General features: G+C 57.1%; 19 protein-coding genes and 1 pseudogene. 14 read left to right on the forward strand and 6 right to left on the reverse strand.

Annotated features, from left to right (window positions below; translation table 11 throughout):
- The first annotated feature begins 241 nt into the window (after positions 1 to 241).
- The 5 genes and pseudogenes from AOQ71_RS04240 to AOQ71_RS04260 all read left to right on the forward strand — a co-directional run bounded on the left by AOQ71_RS04240 (position 242) and on the right by AOQ71_RS04260 (position 5251).
- Entirely contained in the window at positions 242 to 1609 is a 1368-nt protein-coding gene (locus tag AOQ71_RS04240) for an IS110 family RNA-guided transposase (RefSeq protein WP_057740990.1), read from the forward strand.
- Positions 1610 to 2509 (forward strand): annotated as a pseudogene (locus AOQ71_RS04245) (IS3 family transposase); the annotation flags it as partial.
- A 454-nt stretch (positions 2510 to 2963) separates the two neighbouring features.
- Entirely contained in the window at positions 2964 to 4382 is a 1419-nt protein-coding gene (locus AOQ71_RS04250) for a hypothetical protein (RefSeq protein ID WP_057742307.1), read from the forward strand.
- A gap of 74 nt (positions 4383 to 4456) precedes the next feature.
- On the forward strand, positions 4457 to 4795 hold the full coding sequence (locus tag AOQ71_RS04255; protein ID WP_057742311.1) for a hypothetical protein: 339 nt from the start codon (positions 4457 to 4459) through the stop codon (positions 4793 to 4795).
- Positions 4796 to 4819: 24 nt separating this feature from the next.
- Positions 4820 to 5251 carry a hypothetical protein gene (locus AOQ71_RS04260; RefSeq protein ID WP_157083363.1) on the forward strand — a complete coding sequence of 144 codons (432 nt, stop codon included), beginning with the start codon at positions 4820 to 4822 and terminating at the stop codon, positions 5249 to 5251.
- Between the two features lie 325 nt (positions 5252 to 5576).
- Here AOQ71_RS04260 and AOQ71_RS04270 read toward each other — a convergent pair whose 3' ends face one another.
- Together AOQ71_RS04270 and AOQ71_RS04275 are read right to left on the reverse strand one after the other, a co-directional pair.
- Positions 5577 to 6404 carry a toll/interleukin-1 receptor domain-containing protein gene (locus tag AOQ71_RS04270; protein ID WP_162268314.1) on the reverse strand — a complete coding sequence of 276 codons (828 nt, stop codon included), beginning with the start codon at positions 6402 to 6404 and terminating at the stop codon, positions 5577 to 5579.
- A gap of 39 nt (positions 6405 to 6443) precedes the next feature.
- Positions 6444 to 6671 carry a hypothetical protein gene (locus AOQ71_RS04275; RefSeq protein ID WP_057742329.1) on the reverse strand — a complete coding sequence of 76 codons (228 nt, stop codon included), beginning with the start codon at positions 6669 to 6671 and terminating at the stop codon, positions 6444 to 6446.
- Positions 6672 to 6838: 167 nt separating this feature from the next.
- Here AOQ71_RS04275 and darT point away from each other — a divergent pair, with 167 nt between their 5' ends.
- Genes darT through socB form a run of 4 tightly spaced genes read left to right on the forward strand, consistent with a single transcriptional unit; the run spans position 6839 to position 9841 of the window.
- Positions 6839 to 7477 carry a type II toxin-antitoxin system toxin DNA ADP-ribosyl transferase DarT gene (gene darT, locus AOQ71_RS04280; protein WP_057742332.1) on the forward strand — a complete coding sequence of 213 codons (639 nt, stop codon included), beginning with the start codon at positions 6839 to 6841 and terminating at the stop codon, positions 7475 to 7477.
- A gap of 1 nt (position 7478) precedes the next feature.
- The gene (gene darG / locus AOQ71_RS04285; RefSeq protein ID WP_057742335.1) at positions 7479 to 8567 is read left to right on the forward strand and encodes a type II toxin-antitoxin system antitoxin DNA ADP-ribosyl glycohydrolase DarG; all 1089 of its coding nucleotides are present in this window, start codon (positions 7479 to 7481) and stop codon (positions 8565 to 8567) included.
- A 31-nt stretch (positions 8568 to 8598) separates the two neighbouring features.
- A complete protein-coding gene (gene socA, locus AOQ71_RS04290; protein WP_057742338.1) occupies positions 8599 to 9147 on the forward strand; it encodes a type VI toxin-antitoxin system SocA family antitoxin in 549 nt (182 codons plus the stop codon).
- A complete protein-coding gene (gene socB, locus AOQ71_RS04295) occupies positions 9125 to 9841 on the forward strand; it encodes a type VI toxin-antitoxin system SocB family DNA replication inhibitor toxin (RefSeq protein WP_063958185.1) in 717 nt (238 codons plus the stop codon). Before socA ends, socB begins: the two co-directional genes overlap by 23 nt.
- Positions 9842 to 9888: 47 nt before the next feature.
- Here socB and AOQ71_RS04300 read toward each other — a convergent pair whose 3' ends face one another.
- From AOQ71_RS04300 to AOQ71_RS04310, 3 genes are all read right to left on the reverse strand, one after another.
- The gene (locus tag AOQ71_RS04300; protein ID WP_157083364.1) at positions 9889 to 10590 is read right to left on the reverse strand and encodes a hypothetical protein; all 702 of its coding nucleotides are present in this window, start codon (positions 10588 to 10590) and stop codon (positions 9889 to 9891) included.
- 83 nt (positions 10591 to 10673) lie between these two features.
- Positions 10674 to 11366 (reverse strand): site-specific integrase, encoded by a 693-nt coding sequence (locus AOQ71_RS42520; protein WP_245316697.1) that lies wholly within the window; start codon positions 11364 to 11366, stop codon positions 10674 to 10676.
- Positions 11367 to 11478: 112 nt separating this feature from the next.
- The gene (locus tag AOQ71_RS04310) at positions 11479 to 12234 is read right to left on the reverse strand and encodes a hypothetical protein (protein WP_157083365.1); all 756 of its coding nucleotides are present in this window, start codon (positions 12232 to 12234) and stop codon (positions 11479 to 11481) included.
- A 959-nt stretch (positions 12235 to 13193) separates the two neighbouring features.
- On the opposite strand from AOQ71_RS04310, the gene AOQ71_RS04315 reads away from it, so the two are divergent.
- The 3 genes from AOQ71_RS04315 to AOQ71_RS44745 all read left to right on the forward strand — a co-directional run bounded on the left by AOQ71_RS04315 (position 13194) and on the right by AOQ71_RS44745 (position 17896).
- The gene (locus tag AOQ71_RS04315; RefSeq protein ID WP_083513925.1) at positions 13194 to 15266 is read left to right on the forward strand and encodes a methyl-accepting chemotaxis protein; all 2073 of its coding nucleotides are present in this window, start codon (positions 13194 to 13196) and stop codon (positions 15264 to 15266) included.
- Between the two features lie 68 nt (positions 15267 to 15334).
- On the forward strand, positions 15335 to 15640 hold the full coding sequence (locus AOQ71_RS04320) for a hypothetical protein (RefSeq protein ID WP_057742353.1): 306 nt from the start codon (positions 15335 to 15337) through the stop codon (positions 15638 to 15640).
- 567 nt (positions 15641 to 16207) lie between these two features.
- Complete coding sequence (locus AOQ71_RS44745) at positions 16208 to 17896, forward strand: hypothetical protein (protein WP_157083366.1); 1689 nt, start codon at positions 16208 to 16210, stop codon at positions 17894 to 17896.
- Between the two features lie 1282 nt (positions 17897 to 19178).
- Here AOQ71_RS44745 and AOQ71_RS42525 read toward each other — a convergent pair.
- Positions 19179 to 19898 carry a GNAT family N-acetyltransferase gene (locus AOQ71_RS42525; RefSeq protein WP_083513926.1) on the reverse strand — a complete coding sequence of 240 codons (720 nt, stop codon included), beginning with the start codon at positions 19896 to 19898 and terminating at the stop codon, positions 19179 to 19181.
- Positions 19899 to 21242: 1344 nt separating this feature from the next.
- Here AOQ71_RS42525 and panB point away from each other — a divergent pair.
- Positions 21243 to 22115 (forward strand): 3-methyl-2-oxobutanoate hydroxymethyltransferase, encoded by an 873-nt coding sequence (panB, locus tag AOQ71_RS04340; protein ID WP_057742364.1) that lies wholly within the window; start codon positions 21243 to 21245, stop codon positions 22113 to 22115.
- 14 nt (positions 22116 to 22129) lie between these two features.
- The gene (gene panC / locus AOQ71_RS04345) at positions 22130 to 22996 is read left to right on the forward strand and encodes a pantoate--beta-alanine ligase (RefSeq protein WP_057742367.1); all 867 of its coding nucleotides are present in this window, start codon (positions 22130 to 22132) and stop codon (positions 22994 to 22996) included.
- The last annotated feature ends 1034 nt before the right edge of the window (positions 22997 to 24030 follow it).

The raw sequence follows: 24030 nt of genomic DNA on the forward strand, positions 1-24030 counted from the left end.
TAAAAAACTGTCACGGGCCGTTGCCCGCCTGCGCGCGGTAGAAACAGCCCGTGCTATCCTCGTATCTCGGAGGGTAGCGGCCGTCAGCTTATTGGAGGCACTAGTCCCCGTTAAAAAACGTGGTCCATGGGTGCATGCGAACTTGAGAGTGGTGACGCCGTTCCTGCGGCGATCCCGATTAGGAAGATGACGATTGGCATAGCCCAGACCCTCCTGCCCACAATCGGATGGAGGATTTGCGATGCCCAAGAGGACGACCGGTGACCGCCCGGAATTGAATCCCGTCAATGTTGGCGCAGCCGCCATCGACATTGGATCAAAAATACACATGGCAGCGGTCGACCCGATCTGCACCGACACTCCGGTACGTGCGTTCGGCACATTTACGCAGGACCTGCATGATTTGGCAGACTGGTTCAAAGCCTGCGGCGTGACTAGCGTCGCGATGGAATCCACCGGGGTCTATTGGATCCCAGCCTACGAGATTCTCGAGCAGCGCGGGTTCGAGGTCATTTTGGTCAATGCGCGTTACGCCAAGAACGTGCCTGGGCGCAAGACAGACGTCAGCGATGCCGCATGGCTGCGCCAGCTCCATTCCTATGGTCTGTTGCGCGGGAGCTTCCGCCCTGATGCCGAGATCGCAACCCTGCGGGCTTATTTGCGTCAGCGCGAGCGGCTAGTGGAATACGCTGCCGCTCACATCCAGCACATGCAAAAGGCCCTGATGGAAATGAATCTGCAACTTCATCACGTTGTCTCTGACATCACCGGTGCGACCGGGATGCGAATTATCCGAGCGATTGTCGCGGGCGAACGCAATCCCGACGTGTTGGCGACCTACCGTGATGTACGCTGCCATTCCTCGATTGAGACGATCCGCGCCGCACTGGTGGGCAATGATCGGGATGAACACGTCTTCGCGCTCACCCAGTCGCTGGAACTCTATGACACCTACCAGGCCAAGATGCTCGACTGCGATCGCAAGCTGGAATCCTTGATAACGGCGCTGACGGACAAAGGGGCCAAGCCAGTCGGCAAGCTCCCCAGACCGCGGGTAAAGACCAAGCAGGTCAATACACCATCGTTCGATGTGAGGGCCGCTCTATACGGCGTCCTCGGCGTCGATCTGACCGAGATCCATGGGCTAGGTCCATCACTTGCATTGAAGCTCATTGGCGAGTGCGGCACCGATTTGAGGGCTTGGCCGACCGCCAAGCACTTCACCTCCTGGCTGTGCCTGGCACCGGGCAACAAAATCTCGGGCGGCAAGGTGCTCTCTTCGCGTACTCGGAGATCATCCAGTCGGGCAGCTGCGCTGTTGCGGCTGGCGGCCACCACCATCGGACGGAGCGATACGGCGCTCGGCGCATTTTATCGTCGGTTGTCCTCTCGTGCGGGTAAAGCGAAGGCCGTGACGGCGACCGCTCGCAAAATTGCGGTCCTGTTCTACAACACCGTCCGGCATGGCATATCCTACAGAGATCCGGGTGCCGACCACTATGAGGAACAATATCGTAGCCGCGTCCTCGCCAATCTGAAGCGGCGCGCCAAATCGCTGGGCTTCGTTTTGCAAGCTGTTCCCTGCGGCCCTGAGGTGGCTGTTTCTTAGGAAGGCCGCAGCCTTCTTCGCGAAGGAAGCGACATGAAGTTCGCCTTCATCGCGAAGCACCGGGCGATCTGGCCGGTGGCATGGCTATGCGATGCGCTTGGGGTTTCGCGGTCGGGCTTCCATGCCTGGCTGAACCGCTCTCCCAGCGCCAGATCCCGCAGCGACGAAGAGCTCGGCGGCAAGGTCAAGGCCAGCTTCATGGCGAGTGATCGCACCTATGGGGCGCGCCGAGTATGGCGTGATCTGCTTGCCGATGGGGCGGACTGTGGCCTCCATCAAATCGAACGGCTGATGCGCCTGCAAGGCTTGCGGGCGCGGCCGCGACGCCGGCGCTTGCCAAAGGACAGCGGCGATCGGCAGCTCGAGACCGTGCCGGCGAACCTCCTTGACCGGCAGTTCGCCGCAGCGCGGCCGAACCAGAAGTGGATCGCCGATTTTACGTATCTCTGGACGGCCGAGGGTTGGCTCTATGTCGCAGCGGTGATCGACCTGTTCTCACGCCGGGTGGTGGGCTGGTCGATGAGCGCCGCCATGACGGCACAGCTCGTAACAGACGCACTTCTGATGGCAGTCTGGCGGCGGGGTAAGCCGGATGCGCTGTTGCACCACTCGGACCAGGGCAGCCAGTACACAAGCGAGCAGTTCCAGCGCCTAATGGCCGACCACGGCATCGTCTGCAGCATGAGCCGTTCCGGCAACGTCTGGGACAATGCGGCGATGGAGAGCTTCTTCTCGTCGCTCAAGACCGAACGGACGGAGAGCAAAACCTACAGGACCAGAGATGAGGCGCGAGCCGATGTGTTCGACTACATCGAGAGATTTTACAACACGACCCGCAGGCATTCGACCATCGGCTATCTCAGCCCGGTTGAGTTCGAGCGCAAGGTGGGATTAGCTTAACTGGGTGTCCATCAAACCGGCAGCAGCTCATTCGTCGCGTGGCTCGAAGAGGCGTGCGAGACGGGGCGGATCAAGCTTCCGAAGGGTGCGCCCGCGTTTTGGGAGGCGACGGACGCGTACAGCAACGCGGTCTGGCGTGGCGAGGGCAAGCCGGTTGCCGATCCGCTCAAGGCCGCACAGGCTGACATACTCGAAATCGAGAACGGGCTCTCAACGCTCGAAGCGAAGCTGGGGGAACGCGGGTACGATTGGCCCGTACGTCGCACGCGGCTACCGCTATTGCCGCTAATCTAAGGAACGATCCAATGAACGACAAAACGGCCATCCCCCACAAGCATGATCACGACATGGAGTTGACCACAGACAGGGGCTCTATGTCCCGCGTCAAGGCGCGACAATTGGGCTACCGCATTACTGATGACGCTGACAGCTCGGAAGGTGCGTCCTGTACGTTATGGGGATCAACTATGCCGACTATGCCCCCCAGGGCAATGTCAGCCCGGACGCAATCGATGCATCGCTCCGTCGTCGATATGGCAAGGGCCTCTCTGAGGCGGGCAAGACGCGGCTAACTGAGACGTTCGGGGATGAGAGCCGGAACGTGCTCGGCAACCGGGAGGACTTCACGGCGGCCGTTCGCGAGGCCGTTGAAGCGAGCGGCGAGAAGCTGTCAAAGATGGACCAAAAGCATTTGGTCGACACGGCGCTCCGTCAATACGACCTAGCTAAAGGTTCGTTGAACGGCGGTGCTCTCTTTGACGCAATCCTGCAACGTGCCAGCGCACGGGATATCCAAGCTATCCTGGGAGACAAGCAGGGCGGCAGGGCGTCGCTGTTGCTGGGGGCCAAGGATCAATACGCCGAATACCTCGAAAAGCTCAACCACGGCGAAGGCTTCGCGCAGAAGATTGCCGAAGAGCGCATGCAGGGCTTAGCGGCGGCGGTTGACAGGCTCAGCGCTTCAATCGACAGCGCCGAAAAGCAAATGGTCAAGGCCAACGAAGGTTGGCTGACGCCGCTCGCCGATGCAGGCGCGAAGCTGGCAGGCTTCGCTGCTGGTCTCTCAGACGCTCAGAAGCAGGCTGTCAGCGTCTCAGCGGGGCTTGCCTCTCTGTCCGGCCTAGCGGCAGCGGGCGCAACCATCGCCTCCGTTATATCGAGCTTCACGGGCCTCGCAGCAAGCGCCAACGTGGCGTCTGCGGCTTTGACCCGGATGGCTGCCGGGGGCGCGGTGGGAACGGCTGCCAGCGCGGCAGGAGGCGTTGCCGCTGGTGCGGCGGGCTCCCGTGCTGCCTCGGTACTGGGAGCCGCATCCAAGGGGCTCGGTTGGCTCTCGCTGGGGGCGCTATTCGGTCCCACGCTGTGGGACGAGATCGGCAAAGAGGCTGCCGGTACTGACGATGCCAAGGGCGGGGGCGCCGCGAACTATCGGCGAAACCTAGCCCGGCTCCGCGCATCACGAGGAGGCGAGTTTGAAGACCTTATCGCCGACGACTCAGGGCCGTTTGATCGCTATCAGCCTGCAAGCCCGTGGAAGCGGCAGCGCGGGGCAACTAGCGAGTACCTTCGCCAGCTTGGCGCGTCGGACGATGGGGCGGGCAGTTCGTCCGGTTGGCAGGATTCAATTCGCAACGTCGGTCAGTCGTCCGGCTTCAAGGATGTCAGCGTGTCGGGCACGATGACGGGTTCGGCCGAAGTGCATAGCAATGTGCAGGTCGAGCTCAACCCGTCCGCATACTTTCAACGGCTCGTTCAGCGCGCCGAGAACGTGGCGAACATGGGCCTCAATGGCAAGCTTGGTACTAGCATGCAAGGCCCCGGCGACAACAATACAAAGCCGTCTCAGGCACTACCGGTGCGCGACAACCACTAGACGGAACAATGGCCCATTCGATATGCTGTCCGGTTGTTAGTTGAACACTCCAATACTTAAAGGAGAAAAGCCAAATGACAGATTCGACAATTGATCTCGGCCAGATCACGACCAGGGCCAAGACACTATGGGCGGTCGGCACCGCTGCCGTAAGCATCATTACCGCGCTCGTCTCGACCGCGATCTACGTTCACGATCTCATTGGAAGGATCGATAGCCTGGAAAAGAAAGTCGATCGTATGGCGCAACAACTTTCAGTCGTCAGCCCCGTGACATCAAGACCGGTAGACCATTGGAATGGAACAGAAGATCAAAAATGCGAGCCCGGCAGCGTCATGGTCGGCGCGCGTATCGGCTCGGGACTAAACGGAACGATCTTCTGCACCAAGGTGCAACCCGCGGTCACTCCATAGCCGCTAGAATACAACAGGAAACTGATGCTTTTTCCAAATACGAACACCTGGCGCGCGGGCATGCAGGACGTGTCCGCCGCAATTGACGAGAGCATGGGGGAGTTGGTGGAGGTGACGCCTTACGTCGGAACGCCGCTGCCCAACTTCCCCGCGGTGCCTGATCCGTCCAAGGCGGTGACGGTCACCGCGGTTTTCACGAACAGAGCAAAGTCAATTATCATGGGCGAGAACAGTGGGCGGATCTCTTCCGGTCACTCTGTCTGCCCAATCGTCAGCACGTCCGAGCCGATCTTCACATTTGGCTATGGGGTCCTCACGTTCCCACTTAGGCAGGGCTACCGAATTAGGCGGCTTTGCAATCAGGCTTTGTATGAGGTCAAGGACGTGCAGCCCGATGGCGTCTCGCGGATCGAAGTGACGGTCGTGCAACTCGGCAGGGCGAGGGAAGATCAATGATAGAGCGCATCCAATACGCGCCTCGCCAAGGCGCGACTTATGAGCCGTCGCTAGACATCTTGGTCCCCGCGCTCGCGAAGCTCCGCGAGTGCGAGGGTACCTTGAGCGCGCTTGTCCTTCTCGACGGCCTACCCGAAATGATCTTGCCCGGCCTTGCCTATGTGGCGTCGCGGCGACGGTATGTGCCGCATGCAGCTGTGCAGGCGGTGGTCACTTACTGCGGTCCACTATTCTTAGAGCGTTGCTTGGGACGGTCGCGGGCAAGAGCGCTGTTGAAGTGCTATCCCAAGAGGGCTGCGCTTTCAGGGCTCGTGAGGTACGACGCCTAACCGTTGAGCGCGCGGACTAACCGCCGCGCGACCTCTTCAACACCGAGAGACCATTGAGCGGCGACGCGATCTGCCAAGATCATAGAATAGCGGTACACATCATCTCGACTGACATCGTGCCATACAGGTAAAATAAGCTTCTGCTTTTCAACGACTTCTCTGGTGAAGACGGAATCGTATTCGCGCTTCGTCCAGCCTTCATTGCTTAAAAAATTGGGCGTCAATATCAAGACGCACTTTGGACACTCTTTAAGGCCCGCTTCGATGCTTTCGCGAAGGCTATCACCCACTTTCAGCGAGAAGTCATCGTACCAAACGGGGCACATAAACTTCTGAAGCTGAATCGCGAGCCGTCCCGCGATGAGGTCCTTGTCTCTGCTGTCGTGAGAGTTGAAAGCCAGTGGCTTTTCGAGTTTGTTGCGCATGTCCCTATAATCGATGCTTCGAAACGTTAGGTGATGGCCGACGCGCTGAGCCTCACGGATCATTTGCTCCTTCCATTCGGGGCGAACTGGCTTTTCCGAATAAAAGGTGATCCTGCCCGTAAACGTCAGGTCAGTGCCGTGGGTCTGCTCACCTTCGAAACCACCGATCACGCCCACCTTCGTACGCGGCCAATCCAATATCTCTTCGATCTTGTTGAGCAGTAGCATCTCCGAGCAATCAACGCCCGTTATGTCGGGTACATAAAACCAAACAAACTTGGCATTTGTCTCGAAGTCCATGCACAGAGTTGCTGTGATCTCCGGAGCCAAAACGGTCCCATCAGCATGTTTCAAGGACCATTGTTCGTTGGTTCGCAAATAGTTCGATCCATCCTTCAAGAAGTACTCGTGCAAAGATGCCATGTTACGAGCCGGGTCTTAGCCGGAATACGTGTTGAATCGCCCGTGCTTCACGCCTCGAACATACCCGCGCGAGACGCGCTCTTCCATCTCGCGCTCTAAGAACTCGGTTGCAATCAACAGCGCCTTCACGGCTTCGCGCGCGTCGCCGCCGCAAGCTGCTATGGCCTGATCGGCCGCGGCATCCAGCGCCTCAGCGTTGGATTGCAGCTTGAGCGGGGGTGGCTTCTGGGCGGCACTGGTCATATGGAATGCGATGCGCGGAAAGAGGCCAACCGCGGTTCCCTATTGACCGAATCTTAACTTGTTCGTAGTTTGTTCCGAACCGAAAAGGTGCCGGTGGGGTGATGACACTGTGAATACGGGGGAAAGCCGTCTTTCGTCTCGAAGCGGCCTCGGCGTATGGTCGCTCGATGTCCAAGGAACTTTTAAACCCCCAGAACGCGTTCATTTTTCGGATTTGCCATAAGAGCAACGTCGAAAAGGTTTTGAACGATGGCGGGTGCATATGCGCGAACGACGCCCAGAACTCGAAATATGCGGAGATAGGCAACCAAGAGCTTATCTCCAAGCGGAAGGCGCACCCGGTGCCGTGCGGGCCGGGTGGAACCCTTGGCGACTACGTGCCGTTCTACTTCACGCCCTACAGCCCGATGCTTTACAACATCAAGACAGGGTACAACGGCATTCCGAAGAAGCCCATCGAGGACATCGTAATCCTGATCACGTCACTTCACTATCTGACGCAGAAGGGTGTTCCATTCGTCTTCACTGACAGACACGCATACCTGAAGCTGGCTCAGTTCTCGAACGATCTAAGCAACCTGAGTTGGATAATTTGGCCAGTCTTGCAAGTGAGAGACTTCAAGAAGGACGATATGGACAAGTTCGAGAAATACCAAGCGGAGGCTTTGGTGCATAAAAAATTGCCCCTGAACGCGCTTATGGGCATCGCTTGCTTTAACGACGCGGTAAAGACCGAAGTCGAGCAGTTGTGCGATTCGAAAGGTCACAAGTTGCAGATCGTCACTCGCCGCAATTGGTTCCTTTGACATGATCCGCTTTACGCAAGGCAATCTTCTAGATGCGGACGCCGAGGCGCTCGTCAACACCGTCAACACGGTGGGCGTCATGGGCAAGGGTGTCGCTTTGATGTTCAAGGAAGCTTATCCGGAGAATTTCAACGCGTACGAAGCGGCGTGTCGGTCGGAGGAAGTACAGATCGGCAAAGTGTTCGTTACCGAACGGCGTGAAATGTTCGGACCCAAATGGATTGTGAACTTTCCAACGAAAGCCCATTGGCGCTTCCCGTCAAGAATTGAGTGGATCGTCCAGGGGCTGGAAGACCTAAAGCGTGTCATCAAGGAAAAGGGCATCAAGTCGGTTGCTCTGCCGCCCTTGGGTGCAGGCAATGGCGGATTGGCTTGGAATGATGTCCGCCCCAAGATCGAAGCCGCTCTCGGTGAGCTGAACGATGTAGACGTGATCGTGTACGAGCCGACAGCCAAGTACCAAAATGTGGCGAAGAGAACGGGCGTTGAGAAGCTGACCGCCACCCGTGCGCTTATTGCTGAGTTGGTTCGGCGATATTCGATCTTGGGATTCGACTGCACTCTTCTCGAAATACAGAAGCTTGGTTATTTCCTAGAGCGCTTTGTGGTGAAGTTGAATCTCGACAACCAGATGAACTTCAAGTTCGCTGCGAACAAGTTTGGGCCGTACTCGGAAAATCTCAAGCATCTTTTGAACGGGCTGGACGGAAGCTACTTGCACTGTGACAAGCGCTTAGGTGACGCGGGTCCTTTCGACGTTATTCACTTCGATGACTCGAAGAAGGACAAGGTGGCTGCTTACCTTACATCTCCCGATGTCAAAGCGTTTCGTACCGCGCTTGAAAAGACCTCGGAGCTGATTGACGGATTCGAATCTCCCCTGGGCATGGAGCTTCTTGCGACAGTTGATTGGCTCGTCAATGAAGGTGCGGTCGAACCGAACGTGCGTGCGATCCGCGAGAGGCTCGCAACTTGGCCCGGAGGAAAGGCTGCGGGTGAACGAAAACTTAGACTGTTCGAAGATCGTACAATTGAGATTGCACTGTCATCGCTTGCGGACGTTGGGCTAATACCGGCTCCCCCGAAGTAAGCGCGTCTTTTTCTCGATTGAAGTGCCTTCGATGAACGAGGTCTACGACCCGCGCTGCATCGCGAATCTGATGCTTGATGAGAGTGCTCGGATTGGTCAGCCTTTGACCAATTTGGCGCTTCAGAAACTTTTGTATTTCGCGCATGCGATGTTTCTAATCGAGCAAGGTAGGCCGTTGGTCTCCGGCTACTTCGAGGCGTGGGAGTTTGGACCCGTTCATCCGGCCGCCTATCAGTCTTTCAAGAGCGCAGGCGCAGCGCCGATCACGTTTAGGGCTACGAAGCTAAATGTGGTCAAGGGTACGCGCGAACCGATTGCGTCGCCCACTGATCCAGAGATCGTTCGGCACATTAGTCGCATCATCCAGTCGTACGGCCGAATGACGCCGGGAAGACTGGTGGATATCTCGCACGCGAAGGGGGCTCCTTGGCACTTTGTGGTGGACAAAGGTAGAACATCTTTGGCATTTGGGATGCGGATTCCCGATGAGGTGATTCGGGAGCGTTTCAAACACCACAAGGTATCAGTCGGTAGCCAACCTTCCGCCGGAGAGCCCAGTGAAGATGCGCCCTTTGCCTGAAATTGATCTCGCCCGTATTGCGCCTCTGTCGAGAGACGAAAAGCGGCGAGCACTACAGCAAGTCAAGCTAGGCCGTCCGCCTTATTCGTATGCTCCCATTCGAGCGACGATATCCGATGTCTTGAATGTACAGTCCGATCTCATTGGGCCAATGCCTGCCACGCCCTGGGAAAAGATCAAGCAGACGATTGAGAAAAAGTCGCGGTCCGACGCGGAAGAACAAGCCAACCTTCGCGTAGCAGAGGGCTTGTTCGATTTCGTGCAAGCCCGGCAGATCGTCGGGCGGCGCCTAGATGTCTTCCCGCTTCAGTTGGGAATTGGCACGAAGGTTGTCTACTGGCAGTCGGTGGTACTGACCCTGAACGACCGTGCGATCATTCCGTTTTTGGACCCGCGGCGAGCAAAGGGTCTTACCGCTAATGGCCGCCGCTTCGTTTTCTCGGTGATGCACGAGCGCATTAGAGCGGCTGACCCAGACTACGCCGACGTAGCGTTAGCTGTTGTGCAGTTCACCCGCACAGACGAGGGGCCACGTACGCCCGTGGTCTTCACGGATGAGAAGATCGAATTGTTCACCTTCGAAGAACTCGATCAAATGGTCCGCGAAACCTACGAGCTGTGGACGGAAATTCTCGAAGAGCGCACAGCGGATAACCGTCGTCGTAGTGCCGATGGCGGCGGGCTTTTCTCCTAGTCCCGTCAGCTCGGCCATAACCTCGAAAGCTCGCGGTTATTCGTGCTCTAAACCCAAACTGGAGGCTCCGTGGTGGGCTGGCTGCCGCGCGAAAGATGCTTCTGCGGGCGGCATAGATTGACCGCACGTTCGCTCAAAAGCGCAAGCACATAGTGTTTTCGTGCCCACCAATAGGGCGTTTCCCACGCATCTTTGTCAGTACCGCGATTCATTTGCTCGAATTCGATCCATAGTTTCTTGAAGAGCGGACGGACCATCCTCAAATATATGCCTCGTTTTAGTCTCCTGTTCAAAAATCTGCCCTTCACGCTAACTTCCCAATAGAAGGTGAACGCAAATGCGTCGTCTGGATTGAGGAACGTCGCACAGTACTGCTTCAGTCCTTGATCAATATTGTCGAGCCCGCGTATTACGACGTAAATGGCCGCCACTAATGCCAGAAGCGTTTTTGTATCGCTCATAACGCCCGTGTTGCTTGTAACGGCTGCACGGAACGTCTCTATGACCGTATATATGCCAATGACGACTTCGGCGAAGCCATAGATAGATCGTTGAAATACTCTCAGGACGAAGAGCGCCCATGCAGCTGGCAAAGCAAAGAGCGCGAACCAGTAAGGTTCAGTCGTCGGATAGGCATTGATGAGAAGTCGACTAGTCAAGACTACAACAATGGCAATGATCAATAGCCAGAGCAGCGGCCACAATATGTCTAGGAGTTTATCGCAGGTTGTTCGCTCCACCTTGGTCATGGCCTGCCACCGTAATCGGTTCAATTCGGCTGTCATTGATCCTAACACATGAAACGAAAATTGGCCGCGCACCCGCTTCCAGTTCAGACGAGTTGCCCGACTTGCACTTCAATGGCCAAGACCGCTTCTCGTTTTTCCTCGAACATGTGCCAGCGGGCGTAGACGCCCGTTACGCCCTTGTCGTTGTGGTTCAACAGCGCCTTCACATAATCTACAGGCAGACGTGCCGCCTGCACGATTGTCGCGGCCGTTCGCCGAAGGTCGTGGGGCGTGAAGGCTGCGAGTTCTTTATCTTCCAACAGGCGGCGGACGGCTTGGCTCATTGAGTGGCGCGCGAGCACTCCGACGCTTTCGAAGCGGCTGGCGAATACGGGCCTGTCGTCTTTGTCTTCTCCGTCTTCCGGCTTGCCGATCTCTAAGGCCGCTTCGATCAGTTTGACCGCGGTCGGGGAGAGGGGGACCGTATGCTCCGCCTTCTTGTTCTTCGTCCTGACAGCCGGAATGATCCAATGCGGTTTGTCGCCTTCGAGCCCGTGAAGCTCGGAACGCATCATGCCAGCTACCTCACCCGGGCGTTGGGCTGTCAGCAACACGACTTTCAGTGCCAAGCGCGTCCCTTCCGTGATGCCCGCTTCCTCATCGTTGAGGATCGCAAAGAACGCCTTCAGTTCGTCGAGCGTTAGGACGCGGTCCTTCTCGACTTCCTTGCCGCCGACTTTTTTCATGCCGTGTAGGAAGTTCTCAGTCAGAATCTCGCGGTCGTTGGCGTAGGTCATTCCTCAGCGAGCTTTCCGCGCGCGAGAAAGATGTCCCGATCTAAGTTCAAGTCGTGATGCAGCGCGCCAGTATGGTGTTACAGCTGGCGTGAGCCGCGTCGATCCGTCGCGGCTAGGATCGGACCAAATCGTCTGGATCCGAAGCGCTTTTCAATCTGGCTGTGGTTTCGGTTAGAGCAGAGAGCGCGGCTTGCATTTGATTGGGCTGCGAACTGAGCGTCGTTCGAAAATACTGTCGCTGCTGCTCTGTGGCGCGATCGAGCGACGATCCATAGATCGCTGCAATAGCAATTTCCTTTGCTAGGCGCGTATAGCTCTGCCACATGAGATAGAACATCAGCGGGGGGACTTGGCGGTTCGCGAGCATCTCGTAGCAGCGCGGTCCCGCATTTTCGATCGCCCACCACTGCTGCGCGAGCACCACGAAATGGCGGAAGTCTCGGCCCGTTCGCCTGAACTTGTCAGGGTCGACGCCGGCGAGGAATGCGCAGTGATCGAGCCAATTTAGGCCGGCAATGATCGCGGTCGGATAATCGTCAAAAGGAACGCCCCTGAAGTCGACGACAGTTTCCTCGTGCGGAAGCTGCCTGAGAAAGGCATCCATCATTTCGGCCTGGCGCACGGCGCTAACCAAAAGCTCTACGTCGCGCCTCGGCACCATCATGACGTAGCGGCAGGCCTCAAGCCGAGTGTGCTCCCAAATTGCCCGAACATTTCCATCGGCATCGTTCAGCGTGCGGTTACACGCCGGATAGACTAGCCGCCCTTCATCCGTCTCTTTCAGGTACCATGGAAGCAGCTTATCGAGAGCTGACAGCAGCGCCAGAGGTTCGAAGAGGTTGCCTAGAGCCCCTTCGGCCGAAGGCAAGGCCGGCTTCTTTGATCGTCCCCATCCCAACATCGTAGGCGCCCCCGGTCACGCTCCATCGACGCCGATTACAGCGGAGCTTGCCGGAGGACGCAAGGCCGCCGATTTCTAGCCGCTGATTGGTCTAGGGGCGGCCCGAATTGGTTAGCGGATTGTTAACTGGTGTTCGGCAGGCTTGCGGTCACTGGAGCGCATCGCTGCCTAATTCGTCGCGCGATGGTCGCTTACCCGCCACACCCTTGTCGTTGTGGTTTAGAAGGGCCTTGACGTAGTCGACCGGCAGACGTGCTGATTGCACGATTGTCGCTGCCGTTCGCCGAAGGCCCTGAGGCGTGAAGGCCGCCAGTTCTATGTTTTCCAGTAGGTGGCGGACGGGTGCGAGGTCTTGCCAAGCTCTTGGTGTCACGCCAGCGCGTCGGCGGCGAAGGCGTCGGCGTCGTCCTAGTTATTGAACGTGTCCTCGGTGACGGTGCCCCACTTTTGTTCAATCCGTTTCAGTTTCCACAGACATTGTTCGCGATTCCTCGCTGAGGCTAGCCAACGGACCAGTCCCAATGCCGAATGAATGAGCCCGTTCGTTTGGCCGAATTCCTCGAAAAGTCCGCTGGCTAACAGGCAAAAGCTGAGATCAAAAAGGAATTGGAAAAAACGAAGCCTTCCCGCCGCGATGAGTGTTACCGATCTCGACGCGTGAATCCGGCGCAATAGCGCCTAAGATCGCGTAATTTAGGCGCGGGCTGCCGCCTGCGCCGCGAGTCTGCAGCGCCAGGGGCATGATATGCTGATATCGTAACCAGTCTTTCGACTGTCGATGATCGGCGAGTAGGCCGATAGACCGCGCAGAGCAAGCCGAAGGACAAAGAACGCAAACAACCGCCTGCCCGCGCTTGTCACGGCATGCCCATCGAGCCCAGTCTCTCCGTCAATCTCGTGTAACAAACCCAAATTAGAGGCTACGAATGGTCAGCATCTCGCCGAGCCATCGTTTCGATCGTGCTGATCAGAAATGCCGAAATGACAACGGATTGATTGGCAATCTGATGCTTGCTCCAGTCGTTGCGCTGCGGCTCATGTTGCCAATTTTTGGTCGGCTTCGGCCAAGCCTGCGAACCAAGATTGCCATGCTTGGAATAGGGGGCGTGCTCGTCACAGGGACGACTTGCATTCTTGGGCTCAATTATGTTGCAGAGGTTCAGCGGGAGGCAGACCAGAGCATTCACCTTCGGGCTCACTTGGCGGCGATTTCAGAAGCGTTTCTTGAGTCACAGCAGCTTGCACTGGAGTTTTTGCGCAGCCACGATGAAGCGTTGATCGCGCGCCAATCAGGCGGCATGAGGAAGGAGCTGGCCAGCCTAGACCAGATCGAGGCGTATGTTGCTTCCTTGTTGGAGAGCGATCCTCTGAAAGATGTGTCTTTCCTGCGTGCCGGAATCGGCCTTTATGAAACACGTTTCAACAATATCGTTTCGGCGCAGCGCGTGCTCGGGTTCACTGAGAATGATGGCTTGCAGGGCAAGCTGCGAAATGCCGTGCATCACGTTGAATCCTACCTTACGCAGATCAATCAGCCGCAGCTAACTGTGTTGATGCTGATGATGCGACGACACGAAAAGGATTTCATGCTGCGGCGTGATGAGAAGTACGGGGCTGAGCTGGATAAGCGCGCCGCCGAGTTCGAGACCGCCCTTGCTGCTTTGGAGTTGGCGTCAGCCGCCAAATCAGAACTGAACAAGCTTATCGAGTCCTACCGATCGAGCTTCGTGGCGTTCCTGGTCGCGCAACAAGCATTGGACGAGCAGGTCGATGATCTCGGACAGATCTACGGTCGAAATCGTCCCCTGCTGTTGAAAGCGATTGCGGCGGCTGATGCCAGCGCTGCCGCTGCGGAAGAGCGCGCGTCGCGAATCCGCCATATGCTGGCTTGGGGAATTGGGCTTGCCACGCTCGTCATCGGGTTCGTTGCCATCGTTGTCGGGCAGACAATGGCCGGGCTGATCACACGCATGACCAAAGCGATGCGCCAACTGGCGGCCGGCCAGTTCGAGGTGACTCTACCCGGACTTAGCCGTTCTGACGAGATCGGCGAAATGGCGCAGGCCATGGAATCGTTCAAGCTCAAATTGAGTGAGAAGGCTCAGGCCGAGTTTGCAGCGAATCTGGAACAGGACCGCTTGGCGGGGATGCGGCGGAAGGCGGAGCTTGAGAAGCTTGCCAGGACATTTGAAGATGCGGTAAGCGGCGTCCTCGACACACTCTCATCCGCCTCGACCGAGCTGGAGGCTTCCGCTCGCAGCCTGGCGGATACGGCGCACGATACACAGGAAGTCTCTGACAAGGTAGCTTTAGCCTCGGAGGAAAGCTCAGGCGGAGTTCGGGTTGTCGCTGCACGTACCGCCGAGTTGATGGCGTCTGCAATGGAAGTTGGACGCCAGGTCGAGCAATCTGCAGAAATCGCCAGGGGAGCGGAGCGTCAAGCCGAAGAAACAGACCGAAGGGTAAAACACCTATCCGCCACGGTGCTAAAGGTTGGTGGCGTGGTCGAGTTGATCGCCGCAATTGCCAGGCAAACAAACCTTTTGGCTCTTAACGCAACGATCGAGGCTGCGCGTGCGGGCAAGGCCGGCAGCGGCTTTGCCGTTGTGGCGTACGAGGTAAAGTCGCTGGCAAGGCAGACTACCAAGGCGACCTCGGACATCGCAGGACAAATCGCAGATATTCAGGCGGCCACCGAGGAGTCGGTTACTGCGATCGCGGAGATCGGCAGCAACATCAGTAGGATCTCGCAAATCGCGTCCACGATTGCTGCTGCCATAGAAGAGCAGGGTACAGCAACTCGGCACATTGCGGAGAATATTCAACATGCGGCAGAAATGTCGTCGCAGGTAGCAACCAACATCCGGCAGGTTGCAGGGAGCGCCTCGAGTACAGGGGCCTCATCCTCCCACATGCTGACATCTGCGAATGCGCTGGCCCAAAGCAGCCACCGTCTCAAACTCGAGGTCGATGGCTTTCTCGCTGGAGTCAGGTCGTGACCATCTAAATTTCCTAAGGAAAATTAGATGATGTGGTGTAATTATTTGCTCTGATTGAGGGTCTGAGAATGCCTGCCTATGTTGCGTCGTATGATTTGAAGGAGACCAAGCCTGATCCACACCCAACCTTTTTGAAGCAAGCAGCGGCGCAGGGCTGGAAACTGTGGATCCTTAGCTCAAACAACGTTCGGTATCGGCTTCCAAACACAACGCTGATCGGCACATTTGATAATTTGGCCGTTGCCGAGGCCAGGCTCGAAGCAGCCCGCTTGGCAACAGAGAACGAAATGGGCCGCAACGTCACGACGAGCAAGTGGATTGTTGCGGAATACGGACCCACCCGATTCAATTCAGACGAGCGGCAAAGCGCGTAAGATCGTCGGAGCGTACATCCAATCCTCGCACTTTGCTTCGTCGGCCTGGAGCTTGCGTCAGGGCCGGGATGTGAGAATAGCGTGGGGTTTAAGCGAGTTCGCTAACCACCTGCGGCGATGACGGCGCGGGGAAGGCAGCATTGTGGAGCGGCCGAATCGGCCTGCTCTGGATGCACCTTTCGACAACGCATCTTATCTTCTCTTGGTCTGTCGCGAAGAGCTTGGTGAGGTGTCGCAACGTTCCTTGCTCATCTCCTCTCTCCTTTGTGTGGCCCAGCGGCCGTTCCGGCGAGCGGGACACAGGCACCGCGCCCGTTAGGTTAGCGCCGGCGCGAGGGCTGCCCTTTCGACGGACGGAAATCCGCGTCAGATGAGCCGATTGCATGGCCAGCGGATGTTTAGGAGAGATCAACGCACACATGAGCAGACAGAAGCACTGACTTAGAGAATAGGGATCCCTCCGTCGGCCATGCTTGTCCCGCGCTCGGGCTCTATTTCAGTCAGCTTCTCGAAAGTTAACCCTGGTAGTTCGATCCTTTTCGACGATCTCGTGAAGGTAAGGCTAGCGTGGACACAAACAACGTTGATCCATTCGATGTGTCAGGCCGGCTGGAGGCTCATCACGCCGTGTTGCAGCATGAGCAAGCGCGACAGGCCGGGCAAGATGACTTTGAGCAGCGCTTGGCCGAGGGGCGCCAGGCCAATGCCGCTCTGGCCGTGGGCGCAACTCAAGACCCCCGCTATCCTCATCTAACAGAAAAAGACCGAACCCTCATCGACGCGGCCGCCGAGCACTTTGCGAGGAACTTACAATCAAACACGGTCGGCACTTATACTTGGGCTCTTCGCGTACTTGGAAATCATCTTGGGTCTCGCAGCCAGACGATTGACGCGCTGGATCACGAATCGTTGGTCTGGCACGCTAATGCGTTCTTTCCGGCTGATGGATCAATGGTTACCGCATTGAATGCGCTTCGCAAGTACCGTGAGCCCAGGGCTTCAGACGGCTGTCGACGTTATATTCCTTCTGTAGAGGATGCTAGCCTGATCGAGGCAGCCATCCGCGCAGCTGCTGGACGTCGAAGATGGACGCCTATTACCGCCGAGAACAATGAGAAGCTTCTTCGCAGATTGGCGAAAAGTCTCGAGTCTCGGGGGCGAGCAATTGCTGCGTGCGATCACAATTCGCTGGTCGCTTACGTGAAAGAGTACTTCGGGGATGACGTGAAAATGCCCTCCGTGTTGGAGGTGCTTCGCGAGTACCGTGAGCCCGATATTTTAGCTGCTCGTGTCCCTCGTCGAGAGGATGAATATATTCCATCAACGGAGGACAAGAATCTCATCGATACTGCGATTCTTGCCAGCGGGCGACCCGAGCATACCGTCAAACACTATACCGACAAACTTTACAGGTTCGCTGGAGTGCTCAAAGATGAGGGCCAAGGAATTGCTAAGTTAGATCACGAGTCTCTGATCAGGCGGGCGAAACGCCTATCCTCAAAAAACAAGAATCTAATCACCGGGTTGAACATCATCCGCGATTACCGCAACGCGCAAGGCTCCGCCGCGGACAGCTATCAACACGCGGAGGCTCTGACCGTGCAGTCACCGGTGCCAAGTGTCAACTCAGAGGAGCTTCTGCGGCGGCTGGATGATCAACCCATCCCCTCACGGTCAATTTGCGTTTCTGCGGAACTTCGGACTACCTCGGATCAAACTGGCCTGCTGCCAGCCGAAAGTTTGGACACAGCAGAGCTTTTGGAGATTCTTGCTTCACCCACGCATTCGCGGGCGGACAGCGTTGATCAGCCAAGCCCAGCGTTACCCTTATCGGTCCAGGCTGTCTCTCCCGAGGAGATTTGGCGGATAGCGGATAAAGCAAATCAGCTACCAACTGAAAGTTTAGACACAGCGGAACTCTTGGAAATATTGGCTTCACCCACCCATTCGCCGGCGGACAGTGTTAATCAAGTAAATCCTTCTCCGCTGTGGGACATCGGGGCATCGACCTCCGATCCGGCATATCTCCCGGTTCACGCGCCGCTTGCGGTGCCGAATCTAAATTTGTACCTTCCCCAGGGCTGGCAGCACGGCGACCAGTGGGCGACGGAGGATTTCATTCACGGGATGCGCTTGCATAACGTGCTGCCGAGCGTGGCTGAGCCGCAGACAAATCTCACCATTCAAGGCGTGAACTACACGGCCACTATCGGGAGTCCAGGAAGAGAGCGTGCGATTTTCCTCCGCCGAAGCTGAATAGGGCACAGCCATCGTTGACGTTCATGCTACCGTTTCCATGGCTCGTATCGATAAGGACTCCAATTCCGCAGCCGCGAATGGTTATAGCTGCGTAGGTGTCGCGATCGTAACAGTTCAGCTGGTACTCTCTATCTCGCCTTGACCAGCGCCAATAATCCCGATTACTGCCGGACAGGACTTTCGCGGTGTACCCCTGCCAGGCTCAAGGTCATTGATGTCGAGCTTGCCCTCATTACGGCTGCGTTTCCACAAACATGGCTCTTGAGCTCGTCATTGGTCATATTCACCACGAAAAATTGGTGCCTTCGCCCGTCATCGCTCCCTTTTTGCCTCCTTCTCTTTTCGCATCATCAAACCTCTGGCTCTCCTCCGCGTGTACGGCTACGCCAGATTCGTCGGAGTTTGCTGGCAAGATGCTGTAGTCTCAACTCTCTGATTTGGTGGGCTAACAGTCACACCCATCGCGCACTCCGCTGATAGATTTCGCACATCTCATAACGGCGACATTACTTCGTGGCGACGTGAGCGGCATTTGTGATGGGGACAATGCGTATGGCTGTGCATGGGCGCAGAATGCGAGATGCGAAAGTGTTTCGGCGGCTGGAGCAGAGTTACTTGCTACAGGCTGAGCACTCGACGGGAGAGCTCGAACGAGACAGCTTACTCAATCTCGCGCGAAGTTTCGGATATGCGGCCGAGCAAATCGAGAGACGCGCACTGGTTAGCAAGGCATTGGTGTTCTGCGCTCTTGCCGCGATCGTACTATTTGCAGTCTTCTATATTCCTTAATTGCGCCGCCGCTGCCGTGCCGAAGGCTCGCCCTATTGCAGGCGCCAGGTGGGGCGCTGCTCAGTGGTGAGGACGGAACGCTTTTGCGTAACTTACCGGGCGTTGCTTTGACGCGATAGTGGTCGCGGCTGCGAAGCCAGTAGCGGCGGACAAAAATTGCGCGCAGATAGGTTCCTGTGTCTACGGATGTGTTCTGCGGCACACCAGGCGCGGCATATCTTCTGGCAAGCTCGGTAAATTTCCGGCTCTTGTGGATGCGGCCCGAGCCGGAATGCATCAACGTAGTCCGGATCATGAAGAGTTCCCAGGACTGACACCACCATGTCTGGGACGTTTTCAGTGGGCAAGATAAACTGGTTATCGGGTGCGCTCTCCAATCCGGTCCGGATCTCGTTGAGCCTATCCTCCACCTTCCTTGAGGGCTTAATCATTCCGGCCGCATTTGCGATAAGAGCCCCAGGGTTGGATAAGGCCGGTGTCATGTGTAAGGTTAGCCAGGTCGCGGAAGCCTCCTTCGTCGCCGCTCTCCAGCCGATGTGAAGCCCATGCTTTCATAGAATGCGACCAGCCTCTCAGCGTCGGGACGGTCGGCGATTGGAAGAGATACCTCGATCATGGGCCAGCCCCGCGCCCGCGCCTCGCGGTCCACCGCAGAGAGAAGCCGTCTCCCATTTTGAGCCGAGCGATAGCGCGAATCGACCCAGAGCTCCTGCAGGATGCCATAGTGGCCGGACGCCCTTACCGCGGTGACCTGCGAGACGACCGCAATGCCAATCACTTCGGCGGTCAGCACATCCTCCATGATCAAGGCGAAGCCAAGCCGTGAATCCGTCGCGATTTGCCCAGCGACGCTGACCGCTGCTTGCGGATCGAATTGCGGCCCCGGTCCTCGGAGCTCCGTGAGAAGCGTATCGACACATTGTGCGATCGTGTTCCGGTCCTCGAATGTCGCCAAGCGGAGACGATGTACCGAATCGGGTACCGCCTCGTCGGCAACATCGTCACCCGCTCCATGGATCTCGACGCTATGATCCGGGTTGCCGGTGATAGCCTCGACAATCGCACGGATCGGCTGGCCTGCCTTGAGGAGAATCTCTTCAAGGCAACGGATGCCCCATGAAAATGGGCGATGGATTGATGTCTTAAGCACACGCCCAAGACGAATTTCGCTCTGGCACTGTGTTACACAAGACAATGGCTTCCCTACCATTCACCTCTCCGACCATCTGGGCAATGTTGAATGTAAAGGAGTCGAAGTTGTCGATCAGGATCACCGATCTCTCAAAGCCTCTCTCGGTTGCTGCCATCTTCATTGCCTGTTACGGGCTAATCCCATCGAAAGGAGAACTCTCAGCTGCGCTGAGGGGCAGCGGAATGACCGAGCGTTGCTGTAGATGCCGTGCTTTTCTGGGCTTCTCTGGGATTTTCCATCGGTCGAGAAGGGCGCGAGCTCTTACTCGGCAGGATCGAGCCTGAGGACGCTCTATTTCTGCCGAGGGCACGTCAGCGCATCGTCCGCTTTTCGAGAGCGGACTTTGGTTGCTGCGAGATTCTTTGCACAGAGGTTGGGTCAGCCCAACATTCGTGAACCGATTGTCCCCCTATCTTTCATCTCGATCAATCACTAGCGTTGGTAGTTGACGGCGGCGCAAAGTTACCGGCCTAAGATTCCGCCATGTTGAACAGGCAGCCATCGGCACCCTCGTCGTGTCCGGCGAATTACAATCTCATTCGGCGGGAATGTTGGTGGAGAGTTCTCCTCGATCGCCTCCCTGCGCGGACGGTCTCGACGATATCCGCACCTGCCCAATCGGCGTGCGATTTCGCCGATCCGGAAGATTTCCCACAGGGCACCCGCCACTCCGACGACTATGATCTAGTCGTAAACGAAGATCAGGCAACGGTCGTGTGCGTCTTCCGAAATTCCGTCACTGATGAGGAACGGCTGCGTAACCTCGTCTTGCTTGTATTGCAAGAATGATATGGGCCATCGACGCAGCATGAAGAGGATATTTCGTGCGGACTGGCTCCGCGTCCGACATTTCGCAGAGCACAGGATCGCAAAGAAAATGCGCTCTTGACCCCGTGATCGCGATTAGGTTGGCGCCTCAAGCGGGCGAGTGCTGGGGGCTTTTGCCAGCGGGCGCCGCCGCGCTGGGTTGGATGCGTTCGGCAGGCTTGGTTTGCTCTGCTTTCGGCAACCGTTTGATCTTGATTGCCAGCGCTCTCAGCTGGCTGTTGATGTGCGAGGCGTGAGCCCGATACCCTGGGGTCGACGGTCACCGCGTTGCCGGGATCTTCCCGGTAATGGCAGGATGAGAAAGGTCGTCCAGCCGGCAGACCGGCGCGCACCCGCCGCGCGATTGGTCCGTATGTCGCTGACGAGCTGGAAGGTCTTGTTCGATGATTGCGCGATCATTGGATGTTTCTGTGCGCGCGCCGCTAACTTTGGAGAGACAGCTTTCTTTTTTCTCTTCACCGTTGACAAATTTCTCTCGCCTTCCTTAGGAAGCGACGACCCTAGGTGTGGGTAAGTCGACCGATCGGACTTTAGATGAGCCATATTTCGGACCCGCCTTTCGCGCGCGTTACCATTCCAGTGCTGCAGCGGTGGAAGGGGGAGGGGCGGCGTGTCGTAATGACCACCGCTTACGATGCGGTGACGGCACGCATCGCCGACCCCGTCGTCGACATCATCCTTGTGGGCGATAGCGTTGGCAATGTCTGCCTCGGATTCGATAATACGTTGCCCGTCAGCATGGCGATGATGAACCATCACCTCGAAGCCGTGGCGCGCACAAAGCCTCATGCCTTGCTTGTAGCCGACATGCCCTTTCTAAGCTTCCACCTCAGTCCCGAGGAGACGATCCGCAACGCGGGAGGCTTTCTGCAGCGAGGGGCCGACGCCGTGAAGCTCGAGGGCGGGGCCAAGCGCGTTGAAATCGTACGTGCTTTGGTTGATTGTGAGATTCCCGTGATGGGCCATCTCGGCCTGACGCCGCAGAGCGTCAATGTTATGGGTGGTTTCAAGGTGCAGGGCCGGAACGCCGACAATGCCTTGCGCCTGCTCGACGACGCCCACTGTCTGCAGGAGGCCGGATGCTTCGCTCTCGTCCTGGAGGGTATCCCGGCCGAGCTCGCCGCCCGAGCGACCAAGTCACTGACAATACCGACGATTGGAATCGGAGCGGGCCCCAACTGTTCCGGCCAGGTGCTTGTATTCCACGATGTGCTTGGCTTAACTGAAAGTCATCGGCCAAAATTCGTTCGCACCTATGTCGAGGGTTTTCCGCTATTGCAGGAGGCGCTGTCACGCTGGGCCGCAGATGTCCGGAACGGTGCATTCCCGACGCCACAAGAATCCTATCGACTTCCGGAAGGGTTGAGCGATGCGATCGCAAACTGGGTGCCTTCCAATCCAACCTGATGTAAAGCTTAAACATGCAAACAATTACGACGGTATCTGAGCTTCGTAGCACTCTTGCAAAAGCTCGTGACAAACGTGTCGGCTTTGTACCGACAATGGGCTATCTGCACGACGGCCACATGGCGTTGATCGAGGCGAGTCGTGCGCGATGCGACCTCACCGTCGTAAGTATCTTCGTCAATCCCACTCAGTTCGGGCCAACCGAGGACCTCAGCACTTATCCGCGCGACTTTTTACGCGATGAGAAGCTGTGCCGCGAGGCCGGTGTCGCGATCGTCTTCGCTCCAGATGCGCGCGAGGTCTATCCGGCTCAGTTTGAGACCTTCCTCGAACCCGGCGAACTCGCAAAATCATTGTGCGGGGCGTTCAGGCCCGGACACTTTCGCGGTGTCGCAACCGTCGTCTGCAAGCTGTTCAACATGGTGCAGCCGGATATCGCATTTTTCGGACAGAAGGATTTCCAGCAATGTGCCATCGTGCGTCGGATGGTAGTTGATCTCAATCTCCCGATCGAGATCGTCACCGTGCCAACAGTTCGGGAGCCGGACAGACTCGCCATGAGCAGCCGCAATCGATACCTCAATAAAGAAGAGCGCCAGCGAGCTCTTGCGATCAGTCGCGGTCTATTCGCTGCGGAGGCCGAATTTCGTGCAGGCGAGCGCCAATGCGAGAAGCTTATCGCAATCGCTAGGCAGCATTTGGATGGAGTCGACCGTCTGCAGTACATCGAGATCGTCGATTCCGACACGCTTGAGCCGGCCCTAAGTCCCTTGCGTCATCCTGCAGCCCTGTGTGCTGCGGCCTACGTCGGCTCGACGCGGCTGATCGATAACCTAATTCTTAGGCCGGAAACGAACGCGGAATACGCGATCAAGCTCTAGCGACTACATCGAGCGGGCGACGGTGCGTAGTAAAAAGGCATGACCCTCTAGGCGCGACGCTTACTGCTGAGCACGACCGCGACGTCACAAGCGCATAGAAACAACGGCCGATCGAGCGACCGCCATCCTGCCTCTGCCCGGTACGACCGGTCTCGTCGTGTGGTGGCTGTGCGTTGCCGGCCGCCCGCGCAACCCACCTTTTCTGAAGGGAGTGCGATATCGAAACGCAGATACTAAAATATCATGCGACATGCCGTCCGCCTTCTTAAAGTAACGCAGCACGTCAGCTCGCAAACGCAAAGGTCACACCTCAGCCCGCAGTGGCCATGTTGATCGAGCAGGTCGAGACGGGAACCGCTTGCCTTTTGGCAGTGCGGATCGGTGCTAACGGTCCGCAGCGCTGCCAAATGCGCGTCATCGGATCAATGCAGCCAGAGTTCGTCAGAAATTGGCGGCAGAGCGCAGGATTTAGGCTTTAGACGGTTGTTGATTGCACTAATCAAGATTGAACTAGGCTTATTGTGAGCAGCCTTGGCGAAGCCCTTTAATGGAGCGTTGCTTCGTCAAATCGGTGCACATCAAGTGATTTGCGCGGTGTCTGAACAAGCCGGACGAGCTGGACGCCGGCCGAAGTCGTACGTCGCATGCGTAGCTGCGCCGAAGGAAAAGTCAGGTGACGCCAACAGGAGGCGGGAATGCGAAACAGCTTCCATAGTTCGGAGCATGGTTCAGCAAAGTGCTGTGCGATCTGTGGTGGAAGATTCGGTCTGATCCGCTACTATTACTGGCGAACGGCTCTTTGTTCCAAGAAATGCATCGACCGGTTCAAGGCACGGCGGGAGGCCGATCAAAAATGGCTTCGCTGGTTGCGAGCCGCCTAATACCGCCGGGTATCAGACAGATCTTGAAGAAGATTGCATTGCGTTTCTTCATTTTGGATCTGTGTCTCGAGTGACCAACCGGGACATAGTCAGTTGTGACTGCGAGTCCAGATATATTCGTCGCATTCGGCCCGGCGCTTTCGCATGTGATCT

Source organism: Bradyrhizobium manausense, from assembly GCF_001440035.1.
GTDB lineage: Bacteria > Pseudomonadota > Alphaproteobacteria > Rhizobiales > Xanthobacteraceae > Bradyrhizobium > Bradyrhizobium manausense.